26 protein-coding genes are annotated in these 25,699 nt (G+C 66.9%); 9 read left to right on the top strand and 17 right to left on the bottom strand.

Annotated features, from left to right (window positions below):
• The 3 genes from HG262_RS22570 to ssuE form a co-directional block, all read right to left on the bottom strand.
• A partial coding sequence (locus HG262_RS22570) for a DUF3300 domain-containing protein (protein WP_169273145.1) occupies positions 1-1,054 on the bottom strand: 1,054 nt, incomplete at its 3' end.
• Positions 1,055-1,172: 118 nt separating this feature from the next.
• Positions 1,173-1,388 carry a molybdopterin-binding protein gene (locus HG262_RS22565; RefSeq protein ID WP_057286262.1) on the bottom strand — a complete coding sequence of 72 codons (216 nt, stop codon included), beginning with the start codon at positions 1,386-1,388 and terminating at the stop codon, positions 1,173-1,175.
• Between the two features lie 71 nt (positions 1,389-1,459).
• The gene (gene ssuE, locus HG262_RS22560; RefSeq protein WP_169273144.1) at positions 1,460-2,053 is read right to left on the bottom strand and encodes an NADPH-dependent FMN reductase; all 594 of its coding nucleotides are present in this window, start codon (positions 2,051-2,053) and stop codon (positions 1,460-1,462) included.
• 215 nt (positions 2,054-2,268) lie between these two features.
• Here ssuE and HG262_RS22555 point away from each other — a divergent pair, with 215 nt between their 5' ends.
• Positions 2,269-2,706, top strand: a complete 438-nt coding sequence (locus HG262_RS22555; RefSeq protein WP_169273143.1) for a universal stress protein — start codon at positions 2,269-2,271, stop codon at positions 2,704-2,706.
• A 48-nt stretch (positions 2,707-2,754) separates the two neighbouring features.
• Here the strand turns inward: HG262_RS22555 and HG262_RS22550 are convergent, their stop codons facing one another.
• The 4 genes from HG262_RS22550 to HG262_RS22535 form a co-directional block, all read right to left on the bottom strand.
• Positions 2,755-3,765 (bottom strand): 2Fe-2S iron-sulfur cluster-binding protein, encoded by a 1,011-nt coding sequence (locus tag HG262_RS22550; RefSeq protein WP_169273142.1) that lies wholly within the window; start codon positions 3,763-3,765, stop codon positions 2,755-2,757.
• Between the two features lie 12 nt (positions 3,766-3,777).
• Positions 3,778-4,257: a heme-binding protein gene (locus tag HG262_RS22545; protein ID WP_006226812.1), complete on the bottom strand. Its 480-nt coding sequence runs from the start codon at positions 4,255-4,257 to the stop codon at positions 3,778-3,780.
• Between the two features lie 28 nt (positions 4,258-4,285).
• Positions 4,286-5,746 (bottom strand): aldehyde dehydrogenase family protein, encoded by a 1,461-nt coding sequence (locus tag HG262_RS22540; RefSeq protein WP_169273141.1) that lies wholly within the window; start codon positions 5,744-5,746, stop codon positions 4,286-4,288.
• Between the two features lie 172 nt (positions 5,747-5,918).
• Positions 5,919-7,451, bottom strand: a complete 1,533-nt coding sequence (locus tag HG262_RS22535; protein WP_169273140.1) for a hypothetical protein — start codon at positions 7,449-7,451, stop codon at positions 5,919-5,921.
• Positions 7,452-7,676: 225 nt separating this feature from the next.
• Between HG262_RS22535 and HG262_RS22530 the strand changes: the two genes are divergently transcribed.
• Positions 7,677-8,420 carry a sulfite exporter TauE/SafE family protein gene (locus HG262_RS22530; protein ID WP_169273139.1) on the top strand — a complete coding sequence of 248 codons (744 nt, stop codon included), beginning with the start codon at positions 7,677-7,679 and terminating at the stop codon, positions 8,418-8,420.
• A 79-nt stretch (positions 8,421-8,499) separates the two neighbouring features.
• Complete coding sequence (locus HG262_RS22525; RefSeq protein WP_169273138.1) at positions 8,500-9,213, top strand: GntR family transcriptional regulator; 714 nt, start codon at positions 8,500-8,502, stop codon at positions 9,211-9,213.
• A gap of 35 nt (positions 9,214-9,248) precedes the next feature.
• Here HG262_RS22525 and HG262_RS22520 read toward each other — a convergent pair whose 3' ends face one another.
• From HG262_RS22520 to HG262_RS22505, 4 genes are all read right to left on the bottom strand, one after another.
• Positions 9,249-9,599 carry a 2Fe-2S iron-sulfur cluster-binding protein gene (locus HG262_RS22520; RefSeq protein WP_169273149.1) on the bottom strand — a complete coding sequence of 117 codons (351 nt, stop codon included), beginning with the start codon at positions 9,597-9,599 and terminating at the stop codon, positions 9,249-9,251.
• Positions 9,596-9,922, bottom strand: coding sequence for a ferredoxin (locus HG262_RS22515; RefSeq protein ID WP_169273137.1), 327 nt, complete (start codon positions 9,920-9,922; stop codon positions 9,596-9,598). The genes HG262_RS22520 and HG262_RS22515 overlap by 4 nt, the downstream gene beginning before the upstream one ends.
• A gap of 5 nt (positions 9,923-9,927) precedes the next feature.
• The gene (locus HG262_RS22510) at positions 9,928-10,227 is read right to left on the bottom strand and encodes a 2Fe-2S iron-sulfur cluster-binding protein (protein WP_169273136.1); all 300 of its coding nucleotides are present in this window, start codon (positions 10,225-10,227) and stop codon (positions 9,928-9,930) included.
• 80 nt (positions 10,228-10,307) lie between these two features.
• Positions 10,308-11,039 carry an iron-containing redox enzyme family protein gene (locus HG262_RS22505; RefSeq protein ID WP_105559541.1) on the bottom strand — a complete coding sequence of 244 codons (732 nt, stop codon included), beginning with the start codon at positions 11,037-11,039 and terminating at the stop codon, positions 10,308-10,310.
• A 247-nt stretch (positions 11,040-11,286) separates the two neighbouring features.
• Here HG262_RS22505 and HG262_RS22500 point away from each other — a divergent pair, with 247 nt between their 5' ends.
• A complete protein-coding gene (locus HG262_RS22500; RefSeq protein ID WP_169273135.1) occupies positions 11,287-11,499 on the top strand; it encodes a hypothetical protein in 213 nt (70 codons plus the stop codon).
• 49 nt (positions 11,500-11,548) lie between these two features.
• Here the strand turns inward: HG262_RS22500 and HG262_RS22495 are convergent, their stop codons facing one another.
• Positions 11,549-11,980 (bottom strand): DUF2809 domain-containing protein, encoded by a 432-nt coding sequence (locus tag HG262_RS22495; RefSeq protein WP_169273134.1) that lies wholly within the window; start codon positions 11,978-11,980, stop codon positions 11,549-11,551.
• 428 nt (positions 11,981-12,408) lie between these two features.
• Between HG262_RS22495 and HG262_RS22490 the strand changes: the two genes are divergently transcribed.
• Together HG262_RS22490 and HG262_RS22485 are read left to right on the top strand one after the other, a co-directional pair.
• Positions 12,409-14,100 (top strand): MFS transporter, encoded by a 1,692-nt coding sequence (locus HG262_RS22490; RefSeq protein ID WP_169273133.1) that lies wholly within the window; start codon positions 12,409-12,411, stop codon positions 14,098-14,100.
• Between the two features lie 16 nt (positions 14,101-14,116).
• The gene (locus HG262_RS22485) at positions 14,117-16,216 is read left to right on the top strand and encodes a site-specific recombinase (RefSeq protein WP_169273132.1); all 2,100 of its coding nucleotides are present in this window, start codon (positions 14,117-14,119) and stop codon (positions 16,214-16,216) included.
• Here HG262_RS22485 and HG262_RS22480 read toward each other — a convergent pair.
• From HG262_RS22480 to HG262_RS22470, 3 genes are read right to left on the bottom strand one after another with little or no spacing between them, the layout of a single operon-like run.
• Complete coding sequence (locus HG262_RS22480) at positions 16,213-16,950, bottom strand: phosphoribosyltransferase (protein ID WP_169273131.1); 738 nt, start codon at positions 16,948-16,950, stop codon at positions 16,213-16,215. The two genes, HG262_RS22485 and HG262_RS22480, sit on opposite strands and share 4 nt — an antisense overlap.
• Before the next feature lie 16 nt (positions 16,951-16,966).
• On the bottom strand, positions 16,967-18,178 hold the full coding sequence (locus tag HG262_RS22475; protein ID WP_169273130.1) for a M20 aminoacylase family protein: 1,212 nt from the start codon (positions 18,176-18,178) through the stop codon (positions 16,967-16,969).
• Positions 18,179-18,197: 19 nt separating this feature from the next.
• Entirely contained in the window at positions 18,198-19,181 is a 984-nt protein-coding gene (locus tag HG262_RS22470; RefSeq protein WP_169273129.1) for a tripartite tricarboxylate transporter substrate binding protein, read from the bottom strand.
• Between the two features lie 125 nt (positions 19,182-19,306).
• Here HG262_RS22470 and HG262_RS22465 point away from each other — a divergent pair, with 125 nt between their 5' ends.
• From HG262_RS22465 to HG262_RS22455, 3 genes are all read left to right on the top strand, one after another.
• Positions 19,307-20,248: a LysR family transcriptional regulator gene (locus HG262_RS22465; protein WP_169273128.1), complete on the top strand. Its 942-nt coding sequence runs from the start codon at positions 19,307-19,309 to the stop codon at positions 20,246-20,248.
• Positions 20,249-20,333: 85 nt separating this feature from the next.
• On the top strand, positions 20,334-21,713 hold the full coding sequence (locus HG262_RS22460) for an MFS transporter (RefSeq protein ID WP_169273127.1): 1,380 nt from the start codon (positions 20,334-20,336) through the stop codon (positions 21,711-21,713).
• Between the two features lie 163 nt (positions 21,714-21,876).
• The gene (locus HG262_RS22455; RefSeq protein WP_282437043.1) at positions 21,877-23,463 is read left to right on the top strand and encodes a methyl-accepting chemotaxis protein; all 1,587 of its coding nucleotides are present in this window, start codon (positions 21,877-21,879) and stop codon (positions 23,461-23,463) included.
• 63 nt (positions 23,464-23,526) lie between these two features.
• Here HG262_RS22455 and HG262_RS22450 read toward each other — a convergent pair whose 3' ends face one another.
• Positions 23,527-24,291 carry a carbon-nitrogen hydrolase family protein gene (locus HG262_RS22450; RefSeq protein ID WP_169273125.1) on the bottom strand — a complete coding sequence of 255 codons (765 nt, stop codon included), beginning with the start codon at positions 24,289-24,291 and terminating at the stop codon, positions 23,527-23,529.
• Positions 24,292-24,481: 190 nt separating this feature from the next.
• Positions 24,482-25,699 (bottom strand): imidazolonepropionase, encoded by a 1,218-nt coding sequence (gene hutI, locus HG262_RS22445; protein ID WP_169273124.1) that lies wholly within the window; start codon positions 25,697-25,699, stop codon positions 24,482-24,484.

Here is a 25,699-nt window from a genome sequence, read left to right as displayed (position 1 = left end):
CGCGTGCCGCGCCTTGTCCCCGCCCGGCGCCCGGTTCGGCATGGCCCGGAATCGACTGCCCCGTGCGCCCCTGGAAGGATTGCGCCGCGCGGTCGCGGGCCGCATCACGCGAATTCGGCGCAGCGGCGCCCACCGTGGCCCTGCCGCCCTGGCCCGCGCCTTGCTGTCCCGCCTGGCGATTCTGCAGGCCCGCCTGACGCTGGCTGTCGAAGCGCTGGCGGTTGGCCTGGTCCGCATAGGGGGTGTTGCCGCGGTTGGCCGGATTGTGTTGCCAGGACACGTTGTTGTTCCGGGCGTTGTCGATGCGTTGATTGACGTTGACGTTGTTGTACCGGTTGACGTCGATATCGACGTCGTTATGACCCCAATTGAACCCGCCCCACATCGAATTCACGGCGGCCACGCCCAGGCCGAAACCGATGCCGGCCACCAGCGAAGTCGCGAAAACCGAGCCCGGCGGCGGCGGATAGTAGTAAGGGGGATATGACGGATAGGCCCAGGCGCCGTAGACCACGGTCGGGTTGTAGCTGGGCACGTAGACGACTTGCGGGTCGGCCGGCTCGATGACCACCACGGTCTTGTCGTTGGTGGTGCTGGTGGAGACTTTCTGCTGCGGCGTGCTCTTCAGGTTGCCGGCCTTTTCTGCCTGCACACGCAGCCGCTGGACCGAATCCATCACGCCGTCCGGCTGCGCCAGGAAGGCGTCGCCGACGGATTGCACCCACTCGGGCTGCCGGCCCATCATGTCCATGACGGACGGGAATGCGACCAGCGATTTGACACTGGGGTCCCAGGTTTCGCCTTCAACCGCCTTGACGGCTTTGTCGCCGGATTCCGACGTGTGCGCGGCCGACCACTTGGCCGCGGCGGCGATGTCATCGGGGTAGGTCGCCCCCATGAGTATCTGCGACAGCAACGCATCAGGGTATAGCGCCACGGGCGCCATCAACTGATCCAGCTTTCCATTGTCCAGCTTGGTCTGCGCCATGGCGGGCAGGCAGGCCGCCAACCCCAGGCATAACCAGCCGAAGAACCACCGTTGCAGTCGACGCATGAACCGTTCTCCATGAAGCAGAGCTTCAAGCTACAAGCCAGGAGGAAACCGCCGGATATCGCGCTGACAATATATGCCTAACGCCGGCGCAAGGAAAGCGCCGACGATCTATTTGCGTTCACAGTTTGGCGACGGACACCTCGGTCGCCTTCACGAAGGCCAGCACTTCGGTGCCGACCTGCAGGTCCAGCTCTTTCACGGAACGCGTGGTGATCACCGACGTGACGATGCCGGCTGGCGTGTCCACGTCCACCTCGGACACCACCGGGCCCAGGACGATTTCCTTGATCTTGCCGCGAAACTGGTTGCGGGCGTTGATGGATTGAATGCTCATGGTCTTGCTCCTGAAAGGGAAAGGGTGGCGCCGTCATGGCGCCCAACGGATTCGATCGCCGCAAGCGGGAGTCAAACGCTGAAACCGCCCGCAAGCGCAAGACGTCCCAGGTCGTAGGCTTCATGCGCCATGGCGCCACGCGGCAGAACCTGCTCGGCAAGGCGGTCGACCGACTCTGCAAGGCGACCGCGCACCTCTTCGTCGATATGAACGCTGCTATCGTCATCCACCCGCACTTGCTTGTCGGTGGCATAGACGCCGGTCAGGATGTGCCGAGCGCCCAGGGCGGACAATACCGGCTTCAATCCGTACTCCAGCGCCAGCAGATGCGCAGGGCTGCCTCCGGAGGCGATCGGCAGCAGCGTCTTGCCCGCGAACGCCTTTTCGTCCAACAGGTCCAACACCGTCTTCAACGCGCCAGAGAACGACGCTTTATAGACCGGCGTCGAGATCAGCACCGCATCGGCGGCGGCCACGCGTGCGCGCAGCGCCGTGGCCCCGGCGCCCGAATAGTGGCCTTCGATCAGCGCCTCGGCGGGAATGTCGCGCAAGCCTAGCTCCACAACGCCCAATCCCCGTGAGCGCAACCGCTGGATGGCGTAGCGCAGCAGCGCGGAAGAACGGGAACGCGGTGACGGGCTGCCCGCCAATGCAATGATGCTCATGATGGTTCCCTGGAGGTCGCGCGTCTGAAGCGGGCTGATGAGTGAGAGTGGATTCTGTCATCGCGGGCGGATGCGGAAAAATACTTAGTCGGCATGACGTTATGCCGGGAAGACCCTGACGGCCTCCTCCTTATGCGGGGCTGGATTGCGGACAACGGCGGGCCTATACTGGGTTCGCCGTTGCTCGACATTCCTTTTCCTAAAGGAGAGGCAACATGTACAGGCACTTGCTCATCGCCGTGGATGGCTCCCTGCTGTCCGAATCGGCTTTCAAGCGCGCGCTCGTTTTCGCCAAGGAAATGGGCGCCACCATCACCCTCATCCGCGCCATCCCGGAGGACCACCTGCTGGTCTATCAGGCCGAAATGCTGGGCACCACGCAGGCGCATCACACCGATCAGGCGCGCAAGAACGCGCAAGGGTACCTGGACGGCCTGGAGATGGAAGCGCGCCATGCACTGGTGCCCTGCACCACCGTCGTGGTGGTCAATGACCACCCGCACGAGGCGATCGTCGAGACCGCGAAGACCCAGGGCTGCGACCTGGTCGTCATGGGCTCGCACGGACGCCACGGCATGACGGGATTCCTGCTGGGCAGCGAGACGCAACGCGTGCTGGCCAAGACCCGCCTGCCCGTGCTGGTGTTCCGCTAGGGGCCGCCGCACGGCCCGGCGCCATATACGCCTATCGCGTCCGTCGCATCAGCCGGCGGCCGCCAGCGCGTGCTGGAAAGTGAAACTGTCGGCGTATATGTGGTCCAGGCTGGCGCCGCGTCCGGCCAGCAGATGCTTGGCCTGCTGGATCATGGCGGGCGCACCGCACAGATAGAACGCGTGTTCGGACAGGTCGTCGTGGTCTTCCAGCACGGCGTCCTGCACATGGCCGCGACGGCCTTGCCAGCCCGGGCCCGCGCGCGACAGCACCGGCACGAAATTGAATTCGTACAGCCGGCCGGCCCAGCCGGCGATCTCGTCTTGCAGGTACAGGTCGGCCTCGGTGCGCATGCCCCAGTACAGGCTGACGGGCGGGCAATCGTCCTTGTCCAGCAGGGACTCCAGGATCGCCTTGATCGGCGCGATGCCGGTGCCGGTCGCCATCATGATGAGCGGCCGCCAGTCTTCTTCGTGATAGCTGAACACGCCCAGCGGGGCTTCGATATCCAGGACCGCGCCAGGTTGCGCCTGGCCCAGCCAATGGTCGGTGTAGCGCCCGCCAGGAATGCGACGCACGTGAAAGTCCACTTCGCGGCCGGCCGCCGCCGACGCCATGGAAAAGCTGCGCGTCTCGCCGTCAGGCAGCAGCACGTTCATGTACTGGCCCGGCACGAAGTCCAGCCCGCCCTCTGGTAGCGCCAGCGTCAGATGGATGATGTCGTCGGTATAGGCGTCGAGGCGCTGCACGATGGCCGCCAACCGGCGCGGTTCGGGGAACACCTGGCGGCTGCTGGCCACACTGATGCAAAGGTCGCTTTCCGGCCGTGCCTGGCAGGCCAGCGCGTAGCCTTCGGCCGCTTCTTCAGGTGTCAGCGCCATGGGGAATTCGTCATAGCGCACGGTACCTTCGGCCAGCTTGATGCGGCACGTGCCGCAGCCGCCGAAGGTGCACTCATGCGGCAGCCTGACGTCCGCGCGCCCGGCGGCCTCCAGCACCGATTCGCCGGGGTCCACGTCGAAGGCGGCGCCGGTTTCCAGGATGTGCACGCGGTATGCCATGGCGGGTCTCGCTTATTTCTTGATGTCGGCCTGCACCAGCACTTTCATGCCGCGCGGCTCCAGCAGTTCGGCCAGTGCCGCCAGCGCGGCCACGCCGGCCTGCGTGTCCTGTTCGCCGTTGCCGCCGCTAAGCCCGATACCGCCGATCACCTCGTCGTTCACGACAATGGGAAAGCCACCGACGAACACGGCGAACTTGCCCTCGAAGCTCCACTGGATGCCGAAGGCCTCGTTGCCGGGCAACGCCGGGCCGTTGGGCGGAGTATTGAACAGATGGGTCGAACGCTTGTGCCCCGCCGCCGTGAACGCCTTGTTCCAGGCGATCTGCGGGCCGGTGATGCGCGCGCCGTCCATGCGCTCCAGGGCGATGGGATAGCCGCCGTCGTCCACGATGCAGATGGATTCCAGCACGCCGATCGCTTCCGACTTGGCGATGGCCGCACGCACCATGACGCGCGCTTCTTCCAGTTCCAGGCGATAGATCTGTTTCATAGGGATATCCTTTTCAGTTGTGCGCGCCTTAGCCGGCGCGGTAGACGGTCTTGATCTGCGTGTAGAACTCCAGGCCCACGCGGCCGGATTCGCGGAACGTGGACGTGCTGGAGTGCTTCAGCCCCCCGAAGGGCGCATTGATCAGGTTGCCGGTGGTGGTGCGGTTGATCTTCACCGTGCCCGCCTGGATGTCGCGGGCGAAGCGGTGCGCATAGCGCGCATCGGTGGTGGCGATGGCGGCCGACAGGCCATATTCGGTGTCGTTGGCCTTGGCGATGGCGTCGTCATAGCCGTCGACCTCGATCAGCGCGATGACCGGCCCGAAAATCTCTTCGCGCGCAATGCGCATCTGCTGCGTCACGTCGGTAAACAGCGCAGGGGTGACGTAGTAGCCGCGGTCGAAACCTGGGCCGGTCAGCGCGTCGCCGCCACACACGTGCGTGGCCTCTTCCTTGCCCACCGCCACGTAGCTCAGTACGTTGTCCAGCTGCTTGCGCGTGGCCAGCGGGCCCAGGTCGAAGGTGCCGTCCAGCCCGTTACCGATGGTCAGCGCCTGGATCCGCGCCACCAGCTTGTCGGTGAACGCCTGCCGCACCTTGGCGTCGACCAGCACGCGGCTGGTGCCCGTGCAGGCCTGGCCGCTGAGCGAAAAACCGCCCTTCACCGCCAGGTCCACGGCGCGGTCCAGGTCAGCGTCGGCCAGCACGATCAGTGGATTCTTGCCGCCCAGCTCCATCTGCGTGCGGGTGGTCAGACCGGCGCCCCGGTGGATCTGCTCGCCGGCGGCGGTCGAACCGGTGAAAGAGATTGCGCGGACCGCTCGGGCCGTGGTGATGGCCGGACCGACCGCGCCGGCGGGGCCGATCACCAGATTCAGCACCCCCGCGGGCAGGCCCGCCTGCACAAAGGCCTCGGTCAAGCGGTAACCCGACAAGGGCGCGTCGGAAGACGGCTTGAACACCACGGTGTTGCCGGTGATTAGCGCCGGCGCGATCTTGCGGGCAGGAATCGAAATAGGGAAATTCCAGGGCGAGATCACGGTGACCACGCCCAGCGGTTCGCGCTGGCTGTAGACCACCATGTCGGGATCGTCGTTGACGAAGGTCTCGCCCGTGAAGCTTTGCCCTTCCACCGCGTAGAAGCGGATCGTCTGAGCGGAACGCAGCACTTCGTCTTTCGCCAGGTTCAGGCCCTTGCCCTCTTCCCGGGTCAGTTCGCGGGCGAAGGCGTCGGCATGGTCCTCCAGGTACTGGGCGGCGCGAAACAGGATGGCGGCCCGCTTGGAGATCGGCGTGTCGCGCCAGGCGGAGAAGGCGGCATCGGCCGCGTCCACCGCGCGCCGGGCGTCTTCGGCGTCGGACACCGGAAAAAGACCGACGACGTCGGACGTGTCCGCCGGGTTGAGGTTTGGGGCCGTCCGCCCGGTGGCGGCGGGCACCCAGGCCCCGCCGATATGGTTCATGAATGCCTGCTGCGAGAGATCGTCCACGGAAGCGCTTCCTTTACCTGTACGGGAGTGGCCAGAAATCGGTCGTCTTAGATAGCTTCTGAACATTGTATACTTTAATCACTTTACAACGATACGTGGAAACCCCAGGCCTGTCCGTGAAAAAGGGCCCCGCAGGGCCCCTTCGGACGGCGTCAGGCCGGACCCGGCAGGGTCAACGCCAGATCAGGACGGCGCAGATGGTAGAAACGGACAGCGCCAGCAGCACGGGCAGCAGCAGCGCGCGAACCAGCGACAGCACGTTCACCCGCGCGAACCCCGCCACCGCGATCAGCGACGACCACGCGATCAGAGTGCCGCCCCCCGTCCAGACGGCGCCCATCTGACCCACGGCGGCCAAGGTCGCCGGGTCCACGCCCACCACCGGGCCCAGCGCGCCGGAGAGCGTGCCGGTCAGCGGCAAGCCGGCGAATCCCGACCCGTCGATGCCGGTGATCATGCCTACCAGCAGCACGCCGAACGCCACCAGGAAATGATTTTCGGGAATCAGGTGCTGCCCGGCCGAGATCACCTCGAACAGCAGGCCAGGCGCTTGGGCCAGCGGCACGCCCAGGATCTGCGCGGCGGTTTCGTTGGCGCCCACAAAGAAGAACCCCGCGATCGGAAGCACGGATCCCATCGCCTTGAAGGCGAAGACGAAGCCATCCGTCACGTGTTCGGGGCACACATCCAGCATCTTGCGCGGGCCTTCTGCGGCCAGCGTCACCAGCATCATCACCACAAAGGCCACGCCGCCGACCAGCGCCGCCGCGTCGCCGCCGCGCAGGGCGGGCACCGACGGGAACAGCCGCGGCACCACCATCACGGCGATCACGGCCAGGAACGCCAGCGGCGTCACCACCGCGAACGTCTTGGACCAACGCACGCGGCGGCGTTCCTCGTCGCTCAGCGCGGAGCCTTGCGGCAGCGCCGGGTCCGCCCCCATGGTGCCGCGCGCCAGTTCAGCCTTGTCGAACGAACCCGATTGTTCGATGCGCGCCAGGCTGCCGTCCTGCGCGCGGGCCTGCCAGGCGTCCAGCAATGCGGGGCTGGCGGGCACGATGTGCTTGCGGATCAGCAGATAGGCCGCCACCAGCGCCACGGCGCCGGTGATCAGCGACAGCACCAGCGCACGGTCAGCCACCACTGCGGCGCTGACCGCCGCGCCGGCCGCCTTGGCGCTGATGCTGGGTGCCACGCCGATCACATAGTCCGACGACAGCGCCATGCCCTGACCGGCAATGGCGATGGCCATGGCGCCGGCCAACGGCGGCAAACCGGCCGCGATCGCCGCGGGCAGCAGGATGGCGGACACCAGCGGCACGGCGGGCGTCGGCCAGAAGAACAGCGAAATCACATAGGTACAGAGGGCGATGATGATGAACGAGGAATGCCCTCCGCGCATCACCCGCCGAAACGGCTGCACCATGCGCACATCCGCCTGCAAGGTCTTCAACGCGTTGAGCAGAGCGGTCATGAAGGTAATGACCAGGAAGATATTGAACAGCTCCTTGGCGGCCACGAAGCTGGCCGAAAAAATGCCGATCAGCGCGCTGATCGGGTTGCCCGTGATGGCCAGCACCACCAAGAACGTGCCAATCACCGATGGCACCACCACGTTGGCCCGCAAGATCATCGTCAGGATGATCGCGGCAACGCTAAGCAGGTACATCCAATGGGCAGCGTTGAGCACGACGTCGGATTGCATGCGAGATTCCCCTTGTGACGTGGCTGTTGGGTCGCCACAATCGGTATACTATATTTCGTTGGGAGCCATACCAATCGAAATATGCAGCGCCTAGGGAAACCGATAATTCTGAAAAATGGATGAATTACCGCCAAATATCAAGGGATTACCCTTGATATTTTCCAAAACGTCGAAATTGTCGGCAGTCACAGATAGACTATCGTATACATAAAAGGCCACCTCCCTATGCTGTCCGCCCTGCCGTTCCCCGATGTCTGGCACTACGCCGCGATGGCCCTGGTGGTGTTCGGCGCCGCGCTGGCGCAAGGCGTGGGCGGCATCGGCTTCGCGATGTTCGCGGCGCCGGTGGCGGCGATGTTCTTCCCGCAACTGGCGCCCGGGCCGCTGCTGACACTGGGCGGCTTCATCTCGCTGTTGACGGCGCTGCGCGAACGCGCGTTCATCGACTGGTCCGCCGTGTCGTACGCGCTGGCCGGGCGCGTGGTGGGCACGCTGATCGCCATCTACGCCATGGCGCGCTTTGCGCCGCAGGCGCTGGGCGTGCTGTTCGCCTGTTTGATCCTGGCCGCGGTGGCCCTCAGTGTGGCGGGCCTGCGTTTCACCGCCACGCCGGGGCGCGTGTCGGGCGCCGGCGTGGCCTCTGGAATCATGGGCACGATGACCTCGGTGGGCGCGCCACCCATCGCCATCGTGCTGCAACATGCGGCGCCGCCGAGGCTGCGCGCGACCCTGGGCGTGGTGCTGTTCCTGGGATCGATCTTCTCGCTGGCCATGCTGGCGCTGGCCAAGCGATATACGGGCTACCACGCCGGGCTGGCGCTTAGCCTGGCGCCCTTCCTGCTGGCCGGTTTCGCGGTCTCCAACCGGTTGCGCACCCTGTTGCCACCGCAAGCCGTGCGCAGCGTGCTGCTGGCGGTGTGCGCGCTAGGCGCGGCGGGGGTGCTGGTCAAAGCCTTCCTGGCGGCCTGATGCGGCGCCTGGGCAACGGCACATGGCTACACCCGGTAATACAATGGAGACTGTATCCATTAATCCAGACATGCTCGCCATGACCACTTCGCCCGTCAGCCCGCAAGCCGTAGAGACGCAGTCTTCCGCTCCGCTGAAAATCGGCGAGCAGCATCCGCAGTTGTTCGCCGTCATCCGCGACAAGCTGCGCGAACGCATCCTCAGTGGCGAATTCACACCAGGCGACCGCCTGGTCGAAGGCCGGCTTTCCGAGGAAATGGGGGTGTCGCGCATCCCGGTGCGCGAGGCCCTGCGCGCGCTGGCGGCCGAGGGGCTCGTCACCATCGAGCCGCGCCGCGGCGCGTCCGTGTCGGTGCTGTCGGACGCGGTGGCCTACGACATGGTGGAAGTGCGCGCCACGCTGGAAGGTTTGAACGCCAAGCTGGCCGCGCAACGGCGCGACGCGAAAACCGTCGAACGCTTGCAAGCTTTCCTGCGCGAAGGCACGGAAGCCGCGCGCGGCGAACAGCTGGACAAGTTCCTGGCGCTGAATTCGCAGTTCCACGAAATGCTGGCCACCATCGGCGGCAACATGGTGCTGACCGACCTGATGCGTTCACTGCGCGACCGCACGGCGCTGCTGTTCGCGCCCAGCAACATGCATCGCGCCAAGGCGAACTGGGATGAGCACTCGCAGATCCTGAATGCCGTCATCGCCGGCAACGGCGACCTGGCGGCGCTGCTGGCCAGCCAGCATGTGCATAACGCGGCCAAGGCCTATACCGACACGCAGCAGCACGGGTCGGCGGACTGATCCGGTAAAGCCCGCCGCGGCCGCCGCCCACGCGTTCAGGTGGCGGCCTGGACCGGGTCGGACGCCACGCCCACCACCACTCCCTTGCCGTTCTGCACCACCCACGACACCTTCACGTCGCCGTTCACGAACGTCTGGCACGCCATGCGGTAGCCGGCTTCGAAGTCTTCGGGACGCAGGTGCTTGCGCTCTTTGGGCTTGACCGCGTCAGTGTTTTCAAGCCCTTCTTCGATGCGGCATTTGCAGGTGCCGCACAGCCCGCCCCCGCATTTGAACGGAATGCCGCCTTTTTCCTTGAGCGACACGCGCAGCAGATTGCTGTTCTCGGGCGCGGTGGCCACCTTGCCGCCGTTCGAGATGAAAGTGATCTGGACCATATCGTTCAGTGCTCCGCCACTGCGGCACCGGCCCGCAGCGTCAAGGTGGATTCCATGCTGCCAAAGCGCGTCAGGTGCGCCAGCTCCTTGCGGGCGGCCTCGACCGAGGCGAACTTCTCCAGGAACTTGGACGGCACGCGGTTCACCACATAGGGCGGCGTTTCTTCCGTCACGACCAGACGCGTGTCGCCATGCAGCCGCGCAATGCGGAAGACCGCCAGCGCGCGTCCGTAGAACACATAGTCATAGGTCTCGATGATGTCGACGTCGTCGCCCACTTCGGTGCGGAACACGCCGGGCTTGGTCGTCAGGATCACGTATAGGGAGTCCATGGCCGCTATGCCTCCAGGTCCTGAAGCAGCTCGACGTCGCTGCTGAGCCACAGCTGGCAGGCCAGCCGATAGCCCTGGTCGATGCGGTCGCCCAACTGCTTTTTCTCTTTCCAATTGACGGGCGGCAGATGCTCGGCCCCGGCCAGCACGCGGCATGCGCACTTGGCGCATTTGCCCATGCCGCATTCGTAGCGCAGGTGCGGATACGGAAACTGCTTGATGCCGGCCCGCACCACCAGGTTGGTGTTGTCCTTCACCACGTCGGTGTAGGTCTGGCCGCCTTTATGGAATACAACGGTAGGCATGGTCTGTCGTCCAGGAGCTGCGGGCCGGCCGCGCCGCTCCTGCGGCGCGGCCGGTTAGGCCGGATACGCCGGCCAATGCGTCAGGCGGCCAGGCCGAGTTCGGGCAGCTTGATCTCGTGCTGCACGTAATCGGTGTAGAGCGCCGTGGTGTACAGCAGCCGCATCTGGGCGCCGATTTCGCAGATCTTCAGGCAGCGTTGCTGCAATTCGACCGTGTTGGCGTGCTCCAGCACGATCTGATAGCCGCGTTCGCCGTGGATTTCGTCCGACACAATGTGCAGGTCGAAAAACTCCACCTCTTCATCGGTAAAGCCGTATTTGTCGCGCAGCGTCGGCGTCTGCTTGCGGTAGATGGACGGCACCTGCGACTCCAGCCCGACGACCAGGCCCGCCACCGCCACGATGGGGTCTTCGCGCATGGCCACGGCATAACACCAGCTTTGCAGCGCACGCGTGGTGGGCGACATGTTGTCCGGGTTGGTCACCCGTTCGCGGGTGGTGCCGCAGGCTTCGGCAAAACGGATCAGCAGATCGGTGTGGCGGTCGCCGCCGATTTCCTCTTCATACATATTGGCCAGCAGGAAGTCCTTGGCCTCGGTATAGGTGTCGGGCGTGCGGGCATACAGATAGCCCAGGTAGTCCGCGAACGGGCCGACATAGTGGTAGTGGTTCTCGGCCCACCGCGACAGGTGCTCGCGGCTGAGCTTGCCTTCGGCCCAGGCGATGGAAAAAGGCGAAGCGTTGGCGCTCTTGCCCTTGATCGCGTTTTCCAACGCGGTACGGAATTCATCTCGGTTCATCAGTTCTGCCATGACGCGCTCCAGTCCAGTGAGGGAGGATCCAGGCTGGTTTAGCCCGGCCATGATGAACATTGTATACCGTCTACCGTTTTGAACTGCTAGGGCAATCCCGGAGAAAGCAAGCGCAACGAGGAATAAATAGGGACATACCTTTGCAGATCAATCACTTGACTGGGCGCAAGGCCGTCACGGGCAAGGGTGGACGCACGGCGGCACCGCTAGTACAATGAATACAATTTCAATGCAATACGGAAATACCATGAATACCCGCCATCCCCTGGGAGACGCCCCGATCGGTCAACAGCTGTTGACGCACTACGCCCGCCGCGACGCGGTGCGCCACGCCACGCCCTTGTTCCCGTCGTCCTGGGCCGAGCTGTTCGCCCCGTTCCGCAACGCCCGCCTGCAGCCGCTGCGCGCAAGCGCCCCCGCGGTCCGTCGCAACGACGACGAACCGGTCTGCCAGGCTTGACCTATCGGAAGACGCCGGAGCGCACGTTCCGGCCGAAACGCCCCGCCGCTTAGCGGCGGGCGCGCAAGCTTGCCCGCGCGCGGGCATCCCGCAACGCCGCGTTGCGCTGGCGGTGCTCATTCGCAAGAGCCAGCACCAGCACCACCGCAAACCCCACGGTGTAGGCCAGCACGTCCCACCAATCCGGCACGCTGCCAAACACCACGCGCAGCACCGGCTGCTCGATCTGCCACCCGTTGTGCCGCGCCAGGTACTGGCCGAACTCCACCGCATACCCCGTCAACAGCGCCGCCACCGCCAGCACCCCCACGCTCGCGCGGAGGAAGGTCCGGTACACCAGGTACACCCAGCCGACAGCCACCACATCCCCGACGAATCCGCGCAAGAACGGATAGGGCGCGCCATACAAGGCGATCAGCGCCAACAGGGCGGTCACGGCAAGCAGGGCGGCAAACGCGCGCCCATTGAACGTCAGGGTCATGGCAACAAACAACAAAGAGTGAAAGGGCGGACGCGCCCAGCGAGCGCATCCATCACGCCCGCGATCCAGCATGGCCGGGGCAACGGAGCAGGGTACTAGAAATCCTCGGGAAAACCCGAAACCCCGCCCGACACAGGCGTCACCAAACGTTATGCCCCCAACAGTTATCCCGTCTTATCCACCGCCTATCCACCGGCTATCCACCCCCAATCCACCGACTTACCCACACCCTTATCCACCGCCACGCCGGGCAGACCAAGAACGCGCCGCCACCGTCCAGGCAAGAACCCGATCCGCAGCACAGCACCGCAGACCTTCCGGCAACCTCCCGACAAACCCAAACACACCCCAGCAACACAACAGGCGTACCATTACCCCACCCCAAACGCCCTACCGGCGCCCAAAAAAAAGACGCCCCAGAGCCCCGTATGCTCACCCCCGTCTCCCCCTCAGCCGACCTCCCCCCCGGCGCCCCCGCTGCGCCCGCCGCTCCCCTTACCGTCAGCACGCTTTCCCCCTTCGCCTTCCCCGCATTCCGCATCATCTGGATCGCCAATCTGTTCGCCAACCTGGGCACCTGGGCGCAATCCGTCGCCGCCGCCTGGATCATCACCACGGAACAGAGCAGCCCCCTGATGGTCGCCATGATCCAGGTGGCCGCTGCCTTCCCGCTGGTGGCCTTGTCGATCCTGACCGGCGTGCTGGCCGACAACTACGACCGCCGCAAAGTCATGCTGACCGGCATGCTGCTGGAACTGGCCGGCGGCGTCTTCATCACGATCCTGGCGTTCGCCGGCCTGCTGCACCCGATCACGCTGATCGCCTCCGTCTTCTGCATCGCCATCGGTAGCGCCATCGTCACCCCCGCGTGGCAAGCCGCGGTTGGCGAACAGGTGCCGCGCGCCCACGTCGGCAGCGCCGTCCTGCTCAACAGCGTCAACTACAACGTCGCGCGCGCCGTCGGCCCCGCCATCGGCGGCCTGCTGCTGGGCGCCATGGGCGCGCCCTGGGTGTTCCTGCTGAATTGCTTCTGCTACGGCGGCCTGATCTGGGCGATCTGGCGCTGGCGGCGCGACCTGCCCGTGCGCCGCCTGCCGCCCGAAGGCCTGTTTGAAGGCGTCGTCGCCGCGCTGCGCTACACCCAGCACTCCACCGTCACGCGCGTCGTCATGCTGCGTTCGTTCGCCTTCGGCCTGTCGGCCAGCGCCTTATGGGCGCTGCTGCCGCTGCTGGCCCATGACCACGAGGAAGGCAGCGCCCTGCTATACGGCTACATGCTGGGCGCGTTAGGCGTCGGCGCCATCCTGGGCAGCGCCTTCGTGCGCCGCGTGCAGGCCGCCTGGGGCGCCGGTGGACTGGTCACCGTGGCCGCCGCATTGCTGGCCGCCTGCCTGTTGGCGCTGGGCCTGACCAGCACCCTGTGGATCGTCTTCCCCGCGCTGCTGCTGTCGGGCAGCTGCTGGATCGGCGTGCTGGCCACCTACAACACTACCGTCCAGATGCTCGTGCCCGACTGGGTCAAGGCGCGCGCGCTGGCGCTTTACCAAACCGCCATCTTCGGCGGATTGGCGGCGGGCTCGTTCATGTGGGGCCACTTCGCCGGCACCATGGGCGTATCCGGCGCGCTCAGCACCGCCGGCATCATGCTGGGCATCACCGTCGCCCTGCTGTACCGCTCGCGCCTGCCCGAACACGTCGACACCCAATCGCTCGCGCGCGTCGACAGCACCGAACCGACCCTGGCCGCGGCCGGATTCAACACCCAGCATGGCTCGGTGCTGGTCGCGGTGGAATACCTGATCGAACACCCCAAGCTGTCCGCGCTGATCGGCGCCGCCCATCCGTTGCGGCTGCTGCGCCTGCGCAACGGCGCGCAGCAATGGCAGCTGTTCCGTGACCTGGAACGCGAAGGCGTGTGGCGCGAAGTGTTCCTGGTGGAAAGCTGGATGCAATACCTGCGCATGATCGACCGCATGACACTGGCCGACAAGATGGTGCTGGACCAAGTGCGCGCCCTGCACAGCGGCGACAAGCCGCCGGTGGTGTCGCGCAACGTCAGCTACCTGGCCATGAACGAAGCGCAAGGCTTCTCGCTGCGCCGAGACCCCGAATCCCTATGACCCGCGAGGCCCGTCCATGCTTACCTCCCTTTGGCGCAAGTGGCGGACCTCGCGGCATGGCGGCCCGCAGCTGGACGTCATCTTGTCCAGCGCCGATCCCGATGCCCCGCTAGCCGACCGCAACCTGTGGATGGTGGACCTGAGCCGGTGGCTGGACCGCCCCGGCCGGCCCGCCACGTCCGCCCCCGCGTCCGCCGCCTCCGAGGCGTCGTCCGACGCCGCCCGCCACCCGCAGCACGCGCGCCTGCGCTACCTGCTGCAAGTCCTGGAACACAACCCGGACCGCGCCGCCCCCGTCGCCGCCACATTGCGTTCGCTGGTGGCCGACAATGACCCCACCTCGCTCCTGTGCGATACCGGCGTGGCGTCGCACCCCGGCTTCTGGGGGGAATTCTGGGAACGCGCGCAGGCGCGGCTGCTGCCGCCGCCGCCCAACCGCGGCGATATGTTCAACCTGTTCTCGCTGATCTTCCGCCGCGCCGGCGACGCGCACTGGATCGAATCGCTGGACGACGACACGCTGGCCCGGATGCGCGCGCTGTACCGCCACGGCGACGGCCTCGCTCGCCCGGACCCGATGGCCCCCGAGCCGCCCGCCCCGCGATTGGAGCAGGCGCTGACCAGCAGCATCCAGGTGTTGGTCAGCCAGGTGCGCGCGACCGGCCTCGCCCAAGACATCCGCTCGCGCTTGCCCGGCCGCGTGCAGGACACGCCGTTCTTTGCGTTGGCGGCCGCCGCGTCCGAACTGTGCGACAGCGGACCGGACACGCCGCGCGAGGTCTTCGGCCGCCGGCTGAACATGTTCCGCGCGCTGCTGGACGGTTGCCGCACCGCCACGCAAGGCGTCTACGACGAACTGGAGAAGAACGGCGTATCCGTCGAAGTGGTGTTCCAGATCGAACGCATGAAGCTGCGCCTGGCTCGCATCGAGCTGCTGCTGAGCGTGTGGGTGGACCCGACGCAGCGCCACAAATACGTGCACCTGACCGCCGAGCTGATCCGTTCCACCCAGGCTCGCAGCAGCATCCGGCATCTGGCGGCCTCGTCGTTCGCGCAACTGGCGCGCCGGGTGATGGAGCGCACCGCCGAAACCGGCGAGCACTACATCGCGCGCGACACCGTGGAATACCTGACGATGTTGAAGGCGTCGCTAGGCGGCGGCTTCGTCATGGTGTTCACGGTCTACCTGAAGTTTTTTATCGTCTCGCTGCACCTGGACAAGTTCATCGAAGGGCTGTTGGCATCGCTGAACTACGCGGGCGGCTTCCTCGTCATCCACTTCGCGCACTTCACGCTGGCCACCAAGCAGCCCGCGATGACGGGGCCGGCGCTGGCCCATCGGCTGGACGACGCCTACACGCCGGAAGGCCGCGAGGCGTTCCTGGACGACACGCTGTCCATGATCCGCTCCAACGCGGCGGCCATCCTGGGCAATCTGGCGGTGGTCTTCCCCTTGGCCTGGGCCGTGCAATGGATCGCCGTGAACGGCCTGGACCGGCCGCTGATCAGCGCGGACAAGGCGCAGGAAACGCTGGCATCGTTCTCGATCTGGGGCGCCACCCCCCTCTATGCGGCCGCCACCGGCGTGCTGCTGTGGCTGTCCAGCCTGATCGCCGGCTGGGCCGACAACTGGTTCGCGCTGCACCGCGTGCATGACGTCATGGCGTACAACCGGCGCGCGCGGCACCTGTTCGGCGAACGCGGCGCGGCGCGCTGGGCCGGCTTCTGGCAGCGCAATATCTCGGGCATCGCGGGCAATGTGTCGCTGGGCCTGATGCTGGGCCTGGGCCCCGCCATCGTGAGCTTCTTCGGCCCGCATGTGGAAGTGCGCCACGTGACGCTCAGCGCCGGCCAGATCGGCACCGCGCTGGGCACGCTGGGATGGGAAGTCGTGCACACGCAAGTGTTCTGGATGGCCCTGGCCGGCACCGCGATGACAGGCGTGTTGAATGTGGTCGTGAGTTTCGCGCTGGCGTTCAACGTGGCGCTGCGATCGCGCAACCTGCGCCGCGGCGACCGCGATTCGCTGTCCGCCGGCGTGCGGCAACGCATCTGGCAGCGGCCCGCCACGCTGTTCTGGCCGGTCAAGCCCCGGCCCGCGCCCGAGCGCCTTTAAGCGCCGGGCTCCGGCGCCCAGCCGCCCGCGACCCGATGCAGGCGCGGCGACTCGAACGCGCAGGCCACCGGCAATGGCGCGCCCTGCGCGTCGACGAGCCTCCCACGCCAACGCGTGCCCTGGCACATCGCCACGACGATGCCCGCCACCTCGGCGCCGCAGCGCGCCAGCAGCGTCAGCGCGGACACCATCGTCTGCCCGGTACTGACGGCGTCGTCCACCACCAGCACGCGGCGGCCCCGCAGGCTGCCCGCCAGATTCGGGTCCACATACAGGCGTTTGCCAGCCTCGGGCGTGGTCAGGGAACGCACCGGCACCGACAGGCTTTCGTCATACCAGTACTTGCGGGAATAGCCGAACGGCACGTAACGCGTAAAACCCAGCCCGCGCGCCACCAGGGGCGCAAACGCCAGGCCCAGCGTGGGCAGCCCCACGACCACGTCCGCCTGGAACGCGCGCGCCCGGTCCGCCATGAATCCGGCCAGCGCGTCGACCACATCCAGGCTGGCGTGGTTGGCGATCAGCGACGCGACGCAACGGTCGGGATCGCCCGGCACGCCGCGCAGGGGCAGCACCAAGTAGCGGCCATCGGGCAGCCGCGCGGGATAGCCGCGGGAATAGGGCGGTTCGAGCGGGATGGGCAGCGCACCAGCGCTGACAATGTCTTGCCAGTAGCCGGTGGTGGCGTCAAAAGCCGATGCGGGGTCGGCGGGCGATGCAGGGGAGACAGTCATACGGAACAAGCGGGATTCAAAACGCGGGTGCGTCGGCGGCCAGAAAGCGCTCGGCAAGTTTCACCCAGTAGCTGGCCGTGACCGGCAGGATGCCGTCGTTGAAATCGTAGTCGGGGTTATGCACCATGCAGCCGCCTTCGCCCTCGCCATTGCCGACGATGAAGTAGCTGCCCGGCACGGCTTCCAGCATGAAGGCGAAGTCGTCGCTGGCCTGCAACGGTTGCAGGTCGGGGATCACCCGCTGCGCGCCCAGCCAGTCATGCGCGACGGCGGCCGCGAACTGCGTTGCGCCGTGGTCATTGACGACCGGCGGATAACGCCACCGGTAGTCGACCTGAACCGTGGCGCGGTGCACGGCGGCCTGCGCCGTGGCGATCGCGGTGATGCGTTCGCGCAGCAGGGCGCGCGTTTCGGGGCGGCGGGCGCGCACGGTCAGGCGCATTTCCACCGACTTCGGAATCACGTTCGGCGCATCGCCACCGTGGATGGCGCCGATGGTCACCACCGCCATATCGTTGGGATCGACCTCGCGCGACACGACGGTCTGCAGGGCCAGCACAATGCTGGCGGCGGCCACGATCGGGTCCACCGCCACATGCGGCATCGCGCCGTGCCCGCCCACGCCGCTGACCGTCAGCACCACGGTGTCGGACGAGCTGTACATCACGCCCGAGCGGAAACCGAAATGCCCAGCCGGATAGCCGGGTTCGTTGTGAAAGCTGTATACGGCGTCGCACGGAAAGCGGTCGAACAGGCCGTCGGCGATCATCTTCTGCGCGCCCCCGTGGCCTTCTTCGGCGGGCTGGAAGATCAGGTGCACGGTGCCGTCGAACTTTCCGCGCTGCGCCAGCCCGCGAGCGGCGGCCAGCAGGGTGGCGGTGTGCCCGTCGTGCCCGCAGGCGTGCATCTTGCCGGGATGCTGGCTGGCGTAGGGCAGGCCCGTGGTCTCGTGGATGGGCAGGGCGTCCATGTCGGCGCGCAGGCCCAGGCGGCGCACGCCCGCCCCCCGGCGCAAGGTGCCGACCACGCCGGTCACGCCCAGGCCACGGTGTACCTCATAGCCCCAGGCCGCCAGGCGTTCGGCCACCAGATCGCCCGTGGCGACCTCCTGATAGGCCAGTTCGGGATTCGCATGGATCTGATGGCGCAGCGCCACCATTTCTTGCTGGATCGCCTGGATTTCAGGCAGCACGGGGCCAAGCGCGGAATCGTTCATGTCGTCGGGCATCCTTGGGAAGTCAGCAGCCTTATTCCTGCTGGATATTGGCGCTTTTCACGATGTGCGCGTAGACGGCCTTTTCCTTTTTCAGGAATTCAGCGAAGTCCGCCGGCGAGCCCTCGCCGGCGATGGCGCCGCCCTCGGCCAGGCGCTTTTGCACGTCGTCCAGCTTCAGCACGGCATTCACGGCCTGATTCAGTTGCCCCACGACTTGCGGGTCCGTGCCCGCGGGGGCGAACACGCCCATCCAGGTGTTCAATTCAAAGCCCTTCAGTTCGGCCGTTTCGCCGAACGCCTGCACGCCCGGCAGGGTAGCGACACGTTGCGCGGACGTCACGCCCAGGGCGCGCAGCTTGTTCTGCTGCACCAGCGGTGTGGCGCTGGTGGTGACGAGCAGGCCCAGGTCCACCTGGCCGCCCATCACATCGTTGGTGATCTGCGCCCCGCCTCGATACGGCACGTGCACCAGCTTCACCTTGGCCTGGTCCTGCATCACTTCCATCGACAGGTGCAGCACGGTGCCGACGCCCGACGACGCAAACGTCAGCGTGTCCGGCTTGGCGCGCGCCAGCGCGATCAGCTCGCCCATGTTGTTCACCGGCAGGCCCGGACGGGCCAGCAGCACGACAGGCGCAGTCGTCACCAGGGCCACCGGCGTCAGGTCCTTTTCGGCGTCGTACTTCACGGCCGAATTGATCAGCCGCGCCACGCTGATGGGGCCGTCAAACCCCATCACCAGCGTGTAGCCGTCCGGCGCGGCATGGGTGGCCCGGGCCACGCCCAGCACGCCGCCCGCGCCCGCCACGTTGTCCACGATGACGGATTGGTTCAGCCGTTCCGACAGCTTCTGCGCCACCAGGCGCGCGGTCGTGTCCACATTGCCGCCCGGGCTGAACGGCACGATCAGCGTCAACGGCTTCGCGCCGGGCCAAGGCGTCTGGGCACAGGCGGCAGGGGCAATGCACAGCGCGGCCGCCAGCGCGGAGACGGACAGGAACAGGCGTTTGAACATGGTGAGGGCGATCGGGACGGATACGCGCGCCCAGGCAGGGCGCGCAGGAAGGCGACGGCGCCATCCTACCCAGCTCCGGGTAATAACTGAAATGGTATATTTTTATAGATTCATCAGGTAAATCTATGACCAAGCGCCCCGACCCGGACCGCCCGGCCACGCCGCCGCGCCAGCCCACCCTGCGCCAGTTGCGCGGCTTCAAGGAGGTGGCGCGCCACGCCAGCTTCAGCCGCGCCGCCCAGGCGCTGGCGCTGAGCCAGCCCGCGCTGTCCTCGGCCATCCGCGAACTGGAAACGCTGATGGGCGTGGCGCTATTCGAACGCAGCACCCACCACGTGCGCCTGACCCCGGCCGGGCTGGCCGCCCGGGCTCAAATCGAATGGCTGCTCAATACCTACACCCAAGGCGCCGACGATCTGCAGCGCCTCTTGGACACGCAGGCCGCCACGGTGCGCATCGGCTGCATCCCGTCCACCATGCACCTGCTGGCGCCGGCCGTGGCGCAGTGGCGCTTACGGCATCCCGAGACCGTGCTGGTCCTGAGCGACCACCTGAACGATGAATTGATGTCCGCCCTGGACAACGGTGAACTGGATATCGGCCTGGGGCTGGATTTCGGGCTGAAACCCGGCGTGGCCGCCGCCTTCGTCGCCGAAGACGAGCTGGTGGCGGTACTGGCCGACACGCACCGGCTCTCGCGCCGTAGCGCGGTCACCTGGCAGGACCTGAAGCACGAGCCGCTGGCCGTGCTGTCGCGCGGCAGCACCTACGAGATGATCGTGGCTACCCTGCGCCAACAGGGCGCCGACCTGGCCGCGACCGACACGCTGAACTACACCGACACGCTCTACAGCCTGGTGCGCGCCGGGCTGCGCGTAGGGTTGATCTCGCGCTTGTACACGCAAGGCCAGCGCGGCGACGGCTTGGCCATCGTGCCCGTGCAGCGCCCGCAGATGACACGCCGCATCTGCCTGATGACCCGTGCTCCCGAAACGCAGGCCCGTGCCGCCGTGCAACGCTGCTACACGGAACTGGCCGACATGCTGCGCGGCCGCGCCCGCCCCTGACGAAGCGTTGAATCCCGATGCGGCATTAGAATCAGTCCTCCTGATTCTGGACGTTCCGCCCGGAAGCCTCGCCCGCCCCCCGCCCATGCTCTCGTTCTCCCGCAATACCGTCTATCCGGCTGGCGCCGGCTTGCCTGCTTCCGAACGCCTGGGCGCGCTGCTGGCCGTGATGCTGGCGGTCTGCATGGCCAGCCTGGACACGGCCATCGCCAACACCGCGCTGCCCACCATCGCGCGCGACCTGCAAGCCAGCGACGCAGGGTCGATCTGGGTCATCAGCGGCTATCAGCTGGCCATGGTGGCGGGGTTGTTGCCCGCGGCCGCCCTGGGCGAGATCCTGGGCCACCGGCGCGTCTACATCGTAGGGCTTGCGGTGTTCATCCTGTCGTCGCTGGCCTGCGGCCTGGCGCCGTCGCTACCGGCGCTGGTCGTGGCGCGGATCCTGCAAGGCCTGGGCGCGGCCGGCGTGATGAGCGTGAACGGCGCGCTGCTGCGCTTCATCTACCCGTCCCACATGCTTGGCCGCGGGCTGGGCCTGAACGCGATGGTGGTCGGCCTGTCGTTCGCGGCCGGCCCCACCGCGGCGTCCGCCATCCTGCTGCTGGGATCCTGGCACTGGCTGTTCCTCATCAACGTGCCGATCGGTATCGTGGCCGCGGTGCTGGCCCTGCGCGGCCTGCCCGAGACCGCCCGTGCGCCTCACGGCTTTGACGGCATCGCCGCCCTGCTGTGCGCGCTGACGCTGGGCCTGTTCGTGCTGGGCTCGAATGAACTGGCGCACGGCGCGCCCTGGGCGCGCATCGCGCTGGAGTGGGGCGGCGCCATTGCCAGTTTGTGGCTGCTGATGCGCCGGCAGGCTGGCCATCCCGCACCGATCCTGGCCGTGGACCTGCTGCGCAGGCCCTTGTTCGCCCTGTCTGCCGCCACGGCCGTCTGCGCCTTCGCGGCGCAGGCGCTGGCGTTCGTATCGCTGCCCTTCCTGTTCCAATCCGTGTTGGGCTACAGCCAGGTACATACCGGTTTCCTGATCACGCCCTGGCCGGTGGTGGTGGCCATCATGGCGCCGATCGCCGGGCGCATGTCCGACCACTATCCCGCCGGCATCCTGGGCGGCGTCGGCCTGGCGCTGCTGGCCTTGGGGATGGTGCTGCTGGCCTTGATGCCCGCCACACCGTCGGCCTGGGACATCTCGTGGCGCATGGCCATCTGCGGCGCGGGATTCGGCTTTTTCCAGTCGCCCAACCTGCGCGCCATCATGACGTCGGCGCCCGCCTCCCGGGCGGGTGGCGCCAGCGGCATGATTGGCACCGTTCGCCTCTTGGGGCAAGCCAGCGGCGCGGCGCTGGTAGCCGCGTGCTTTCACGTGTCTACGACACACGGCGCGATCGCCGCCTTGTGGCTGGGCGGCTTGTGCGCCGCGCTGGCCTGCATCGCCAGCTTTTCCCGCTTGCGTTTCGCCGCGTGAAAACGCTAAAAAGCAACAATGTTGCGTTATTTTCCGATATATACGGGCATCTGGCCGATATATTCGTAAGTTGTGAAACAGCGGCTAAATATCGCTGAAACCGGGTCGTTGTTGCTGATGCAGCACTCGCTGTATCAGGGGTACGACTCGTATGACACAATTCTTGAAAGACATCACTATCCGCCGCATGATCCTGTGCACCCTGCTCATGATCAGCGCCTTGGTCACCGGTCTGTCGGCCATCAGCGTCAATGGTCTGCGTAGCGCCGGCGAAGCGCTCGCCGCCAGCAGCGAACTCCTTCACGAAGTCTCCGCCCTGTCCCGGGTCAACGATCAGATCATGCGCGCGCGGCTACGGCTGTCGCGCCAGCTGGAATACGCCCGCGACGGCCAGGCCGCCCAGGCGGCGGAAGAAGGACGCAGCATCGACGCCGCACTGGACGAGGCCAGGCGCCAGCAAACGATATTCGTAGACCTGGCGCGCAAAGACGCCCCACCCGCCATCCTGCAAGCCATGCAGTCCGGGTTCGACGCCCTGGTCACCGGCGGTATCGCCGTGCAGCGACAGCACCTGGAGGCCGGCGACATTGCCCGCGCCCGCGCGCATGCGGCCACCGCCGTCGTGACAGCCAGCCGCGCTTTCGGCAAGAGCATCGAAAATTACGAGGCCTATGCCAAGCAGCGGGAAACCCTGCTGTGGGAGGATGCCGCCGCCAAACGCCAGCACGCCTACATCGGGATGGGGGTCATGCTGGGCATCTGCCTATTGCTGCTGGCGCTGGGCGACCGCTACGTCGTGGCGTTCGTACGGCGGCCGCTGGACGCGATCAAGGGCCATTTCCGGCGGATCGCCAACGGCGACCTGACCACGCCCATCGCCCCGTTTGGCAACAATTGCGTGGGCCAGATCATCCCCTACCTGCAAGAAATGCAGGCCAGCCTGGTACGCACGGTCCACGCCGTGCGCGACGGCGTGGTCGAGATCAATGCCGGATCCAGCGAAATCGCCGCTGGCAACCAGGACTTGTCCAGCCGCACCGAGCAGCAGGCGGCCTCACTGGAAGAGACCGCGGCCAGCATGGAGCAATTGTTGTCCACCGTGACCAGCAACGCTGAAAACGCCCGCCAGGCCAACCAGATGGCCACGGCCGCCAGCGACGTGGTCCAGCGCGGCGGCCAGGCGGTAAAGGAAGCGGTCAGTACCATGCGCGCAATCGCGCAGGACGCGGGCCGCATCGAAGCCATCGTAAGCGTCATTGACGGCATCGCCTTCCAGACCAACATCCTGGCGCTGAACGCGGCGGTGGAAGCCGCCCGGGCGGGTGAAGAGGGCAAGGGCTTTGCGGTGGTGGCGGCGGAAGTCCGGTCGCTGGCGCAACGCAGTGCCAGCGCCGCCAAGGAAATCAAGCAATTGCTCAGCGAATCCGGCGCCACGGTGCAGGCGGGGTCGGCGCAGGTCGAAGCCGCTGGCCGCACCATGGAAGAGATCCTGGCCACCATCGAACGCCTGACGCTGCTGGTCAGCGACATCGCGACCGCCTCACAGGAACAGGTGACCGGCATCGACCAGGTCAACACGGCGGTGAACCAGATGGATCAGGTGACGCAGCAGAACGCGGCACTGGTCGAAGAAGCTGCGGCGGCCGCGTCGTCGTTGGAGACCCAGGCGCAGCGGCTGCAAGAGGCGGTCAGCGCGTTCCGGCTACCCGCGCTCATAACGGGTCAGCGGGCCGTCGCGATCGCCGCCTGAGCCGCGGGCCGGCGCGGGCCGAAGACATAGGCGACCCGCGTCGCGCCCCCTTGCCGCCCCGCATCACTCCCGCACGTAGCAGGGGTACAGCGCCTGCTGCGCCCGCGACCGGGCCGGGTCCACGTCGATCACCACGATCGATTCGCTGTCGGTCGTCTGCGCCAGGGGTTCGCCGTCGGGCCGGAAGGCGAAAGCGCGGCCGCCGAACACCTGCCCGTCAGCCGTGCGACCTGCTCGGTTGCAGCTGACCACATAGCAGCCCGACACCAGCGCCGCCATCGCGCCCGCCGTCAACCAGCGCCCGACGGAGGCGCCGCTTGCTCGCGGCACCACGATCAGTTCGGCCCCGTCGCGCCCATAGCGGCGCGCGCGCTCGTTGAACATGAGCTCGGTGCACAGTTGCACGCCCAGGCGGATGCCGCCCACCTCAAAGACCTCGAAGCCCGGCATCTCGGGCTGGAACCAGGTGGCTTCGAAGAAGCCCGGCTCTTCAGGAAAGTACTGCTTGTGATGCAATGGGGTGTAGCGCCCGCCCTGCAGCGCGAAGGCCTCGTTGGCCAGACGGCCGCCCGCCGGCACCGGGCGCGACGACACGATAGCGGGTACGTCTAGCGCCGCCAGAGCGCGCAACCCGGCCTCGTGGATACGCACCGATTCGGCCGCCAGCGCCGGGTCATAGGCGGGCAGCGCCGCCAACCACGGGCCAAACGGCATCTCGTTGGTGACCAGCAAGTCGGGCGCCAGCTCACCGATGCGGTCCGCGATGCCATCCCAGGTGGCGCCTTCCGGCGCCAGGTCCACCGGCCCTTCCATCATGCAGATCCGCATACGTTTGCCCCTACGCTGTCGCAACGCGCCCGCCATCGGGCGCCGCCGTGCGACATCGTAGAACGCCTCAAGGGAAAACGGCGGCGCGACGGCGCATCTGGTCCGGATCGGGCGCCTGTTGGTCCGAATCCGCCGCAGGGCGCCGCGCCAGGTCATTGCGGGCGGTCGGCCAAGCGGATCATGCCGCGGGTCAGTGCAGCGCCGACACGTCCACCACGCCGCCATGCCGGACAATCCGCTTGGGCAGATCACCGCCAATCCAATAGGCCAGTTCCGACGGGTGGGCAACATTCCATGCGACGAAGTCCGCGACTTTGCCCGCGGCCAGCACGCCATGGGTCGCCTGCAATCCCAAGGCGCGGGCGGCATGCGTGGTGACGCCGGCCAGCGCCTCTTCGGGCGTCATCCGAAAGAGCGTGCAGGCCATGCTCAGCATCAACCGCAAGGACAGCACGGGCGAGGTCCCCGGATTCAGGTCGGTTGAAATCGCGATAGGCACGCCGTGCCGGCGCAGCAGGTCCAACGGTGGCAGCTGGGTTTCCCGCAGGGCGTAAAAGGCGCCCGGCAGCAGCACCGCCACGGTGCCCGCTTGCGCCATCGCCACCACATCACTTTCCGTCAGGTATTCCAGGTGGTCGGCCGACAGGGCGCCGTAGCGCGCCGCCAGCGTCGCCCCGTGCAAGGACGACAACTGCTCGGCATGCAACTTGACCGGCAGATCCAGATGCGCCGCGGCCTTGAAGACACGCTCGACCTGCTCGGGTGAAAACGCCAGGTGCTCGCAGAACGCGTCAACCGCATCGACCAGGCCTTCCGCCGCCAGCACGGGCAGCATGCGGCGCGCGACCTCGTCGATGTAGTCGTCGGCGCGCCCGGCATATTCCGGCGGCAGGGCGTGCGCGGCCAGGCAGGTCGCTTGAACCGTCAATGGCAGCGTCTGGCCCAGCCGCCGCGCCACCCGCAGCATCTTGCGTTCGTTGGGCAGGTCCAGGCCATACCCTGACTTGACCTCCAGGGTGGTAACGCCGTCCTCCAGCAAGTGCAAGGCCCGCTGGCGCGCGCTGAAGTACAGCGCGTCTTCCGAGGCGGCGCGCGTGGCGCGCACGGTGCTGGCGATACCGCCGCCCTGCGCCGCGATCGTGGCGTAGTCCACGCCTTGCAGCCGCTGTTCGAACTCCAGGCTGCGGTTGCCGCCGAACACCAGATGCGTGTGGCAATCGATCAGCCCCGGCGTGACCCAGGCGCCGCCCAGGTCATGCACCTGCGCAGCATCGACGACGGGCAGATCCGCTTCCGGGCCGACCCATTCGATGCGGTCTGCGCGCGTCACGATGGCGGCGCGCTCAATCGCCGAATATCCCCCGTCCGCCATCGTGGCGGCATGGCAGTTGAGCCAGACCTGTCTCAT

It is taken from the genome of Achromobacter sp. Bel, from assembly GCF_012928505.1.
GTDB lineage: Bacteria > Pseudomonadota > Gammaproteobacteria > Burkholderiales > Burkholderiaceae_B > Achromobacter.
Note: the sequence above shows the minus strand (reverse complement) of the source record. Positions and strands in the feature narration are given on the sequence as shown.

Coding starts and splice junctions, on each gene's coding strand:
- HG262_RS22565 (WP_057286262.1), bottom strand. CDS start 1,388: ATGAGCATTCAATCCATCAACGCCCGCAACCAGTTTCGCGGCAAGATC.
- ssuE (WP_169273144.1), bottom strand. CDS start 2,053: ATGAGCATCATTGCATTGGCGGGCAGCCCGTCACCGCGTTCCCGTTCT.
- HG262_RS22555 (WP_169273143.1), top strand. CDS start 2,269: ATGTACAGGCACTTGCTCATCGCCGTGGATGGCTCCCTGCTGTCCGAA.
- HG262_RS22550 (WP_169273142.1), bottom strand. CDS start 3,765: ATGGCATACCGCGTGCACATCCTGGAAACCGGCGCCGCCTTCGACGTG.
- HG262_RS22545 (WP_006226812.1), bottom strand. CDS start 4,257: ATGAAACAGATCTATCGCCTGGAACTGGAAGAAGCGCGCGTCATGGTG.
- HG262_RS22535 (WP_169273140.1), bottom strand. CDS start 7,451: ATGCAATCCGACGTCGTGCTCAACGCTGCCCATTGGATGTACCTGCTT.
- HG262_RS22530 (WP_169273139.1), top strand. CDS start 7,677: ATGCTGTCCGCCCTGCCGTTCCCCGATGTCTGGCACTACGCCGCGATG.
- HG262_RS22525 (WP_169273138.1), top strand. CDS start 8,500: ATGACCACTTCGCCCGTCAGCCCGCAAGCCGTAGAGACGCAGTCTTCC.
- HG262_RS22515 (WP_169273137.1), bottom strand. CDS start 9,922: ATGGACTCCCTATACGTGATCCTGACGACCAAGCCCGGCGTGTTCCGC.
- HG262_RS22510 (WP_169273136.1), bottom strand. CDS start 10,227: ATGCCTACCGTTGTATTCCATAAAGGCGGCCAGACCTACACCGACGTG.
- HG262_RS22505 (WP_105559541.1), bottom strand. CDS start 11,039: ATGGCAGAACTGATGAACCGAGATGAATTCCGTACCGCGTTGGAAAAC.
- HG262_RS22500 (WP_169273135.1), top strand. CDS start 11,287: ATGAATACCCGCCATCCCCTGGGAGACGCCCCGATCGGTCAACAGCTG.
- HG262_RS22495 (WP_169273134.1), bottom strand. CDS start 11,980: ATGACCCTGACGTTCAATGGGCGCGCGTTTGCCGCCCTGCTTGCCGTG.
- HG262_RS22490 (WP_169273133.1), top strand. CDS start 12,409: ATGCTCACCCCCGTCTCCCCCTCAGCCGACCTCCCCCCCGGCGCCCCC.
- HG262_RS22485 (WP_169273132.1), top strand. CDS start 14,117: ATGCTTACCTCCCTTTGGCGCAAGTGGCGGACCTCGCGGCATGGCGGC.
- HG262_RS22480 (WP_169273131.1), bottom strand. CDS start 16,950: ATGACTGTCTCCCCTGCATCGCCCGCCGACCCCGCATCGGCTTTTGAC.
- HG262_RS22475 (WP_169273130.1), bottom strand. CDS start 18,178: ATGCCCGACGACATGAACGATTCCGCGCTTGGCCCCGTGCTGCCTGAA.
- HG262_RS22470 (WP_169273129.1), bottom strand. CDS start 19,181: ATGTTCAAACGCCTGTTCCTGTCCGTCTCCGCGCTGGCGGCCGCGCTG.
- HG262_RS22465 (WP_169273128.1), top strand. CDS start 19,307: ATGACCAAGCGCCCCGACCCGGACCGCCCGGCCACGCCGCCGCGCCAG.
- HG262_RS22460 (WP_169273127.1), top strand. CDS start 20,334: ATGCTCTCGTTCTCCCGCAATACCGTCTATCCGGCTGGCGCCGGCTTG.
- HG262_RS22450 (WP_169273125.1), bottom strand. CDS start 24,291: ATGCGGATCTGCATGATGGAAGGGCCGGTGGACCTGGCGCCGGAAGGC.
- hutI (WP_169273124.1), bottom strand. CDS start 25,699: ATGAGACAGGTCTGGCTCAACTGCCATGCCGCCACGATGGCGGACGGG.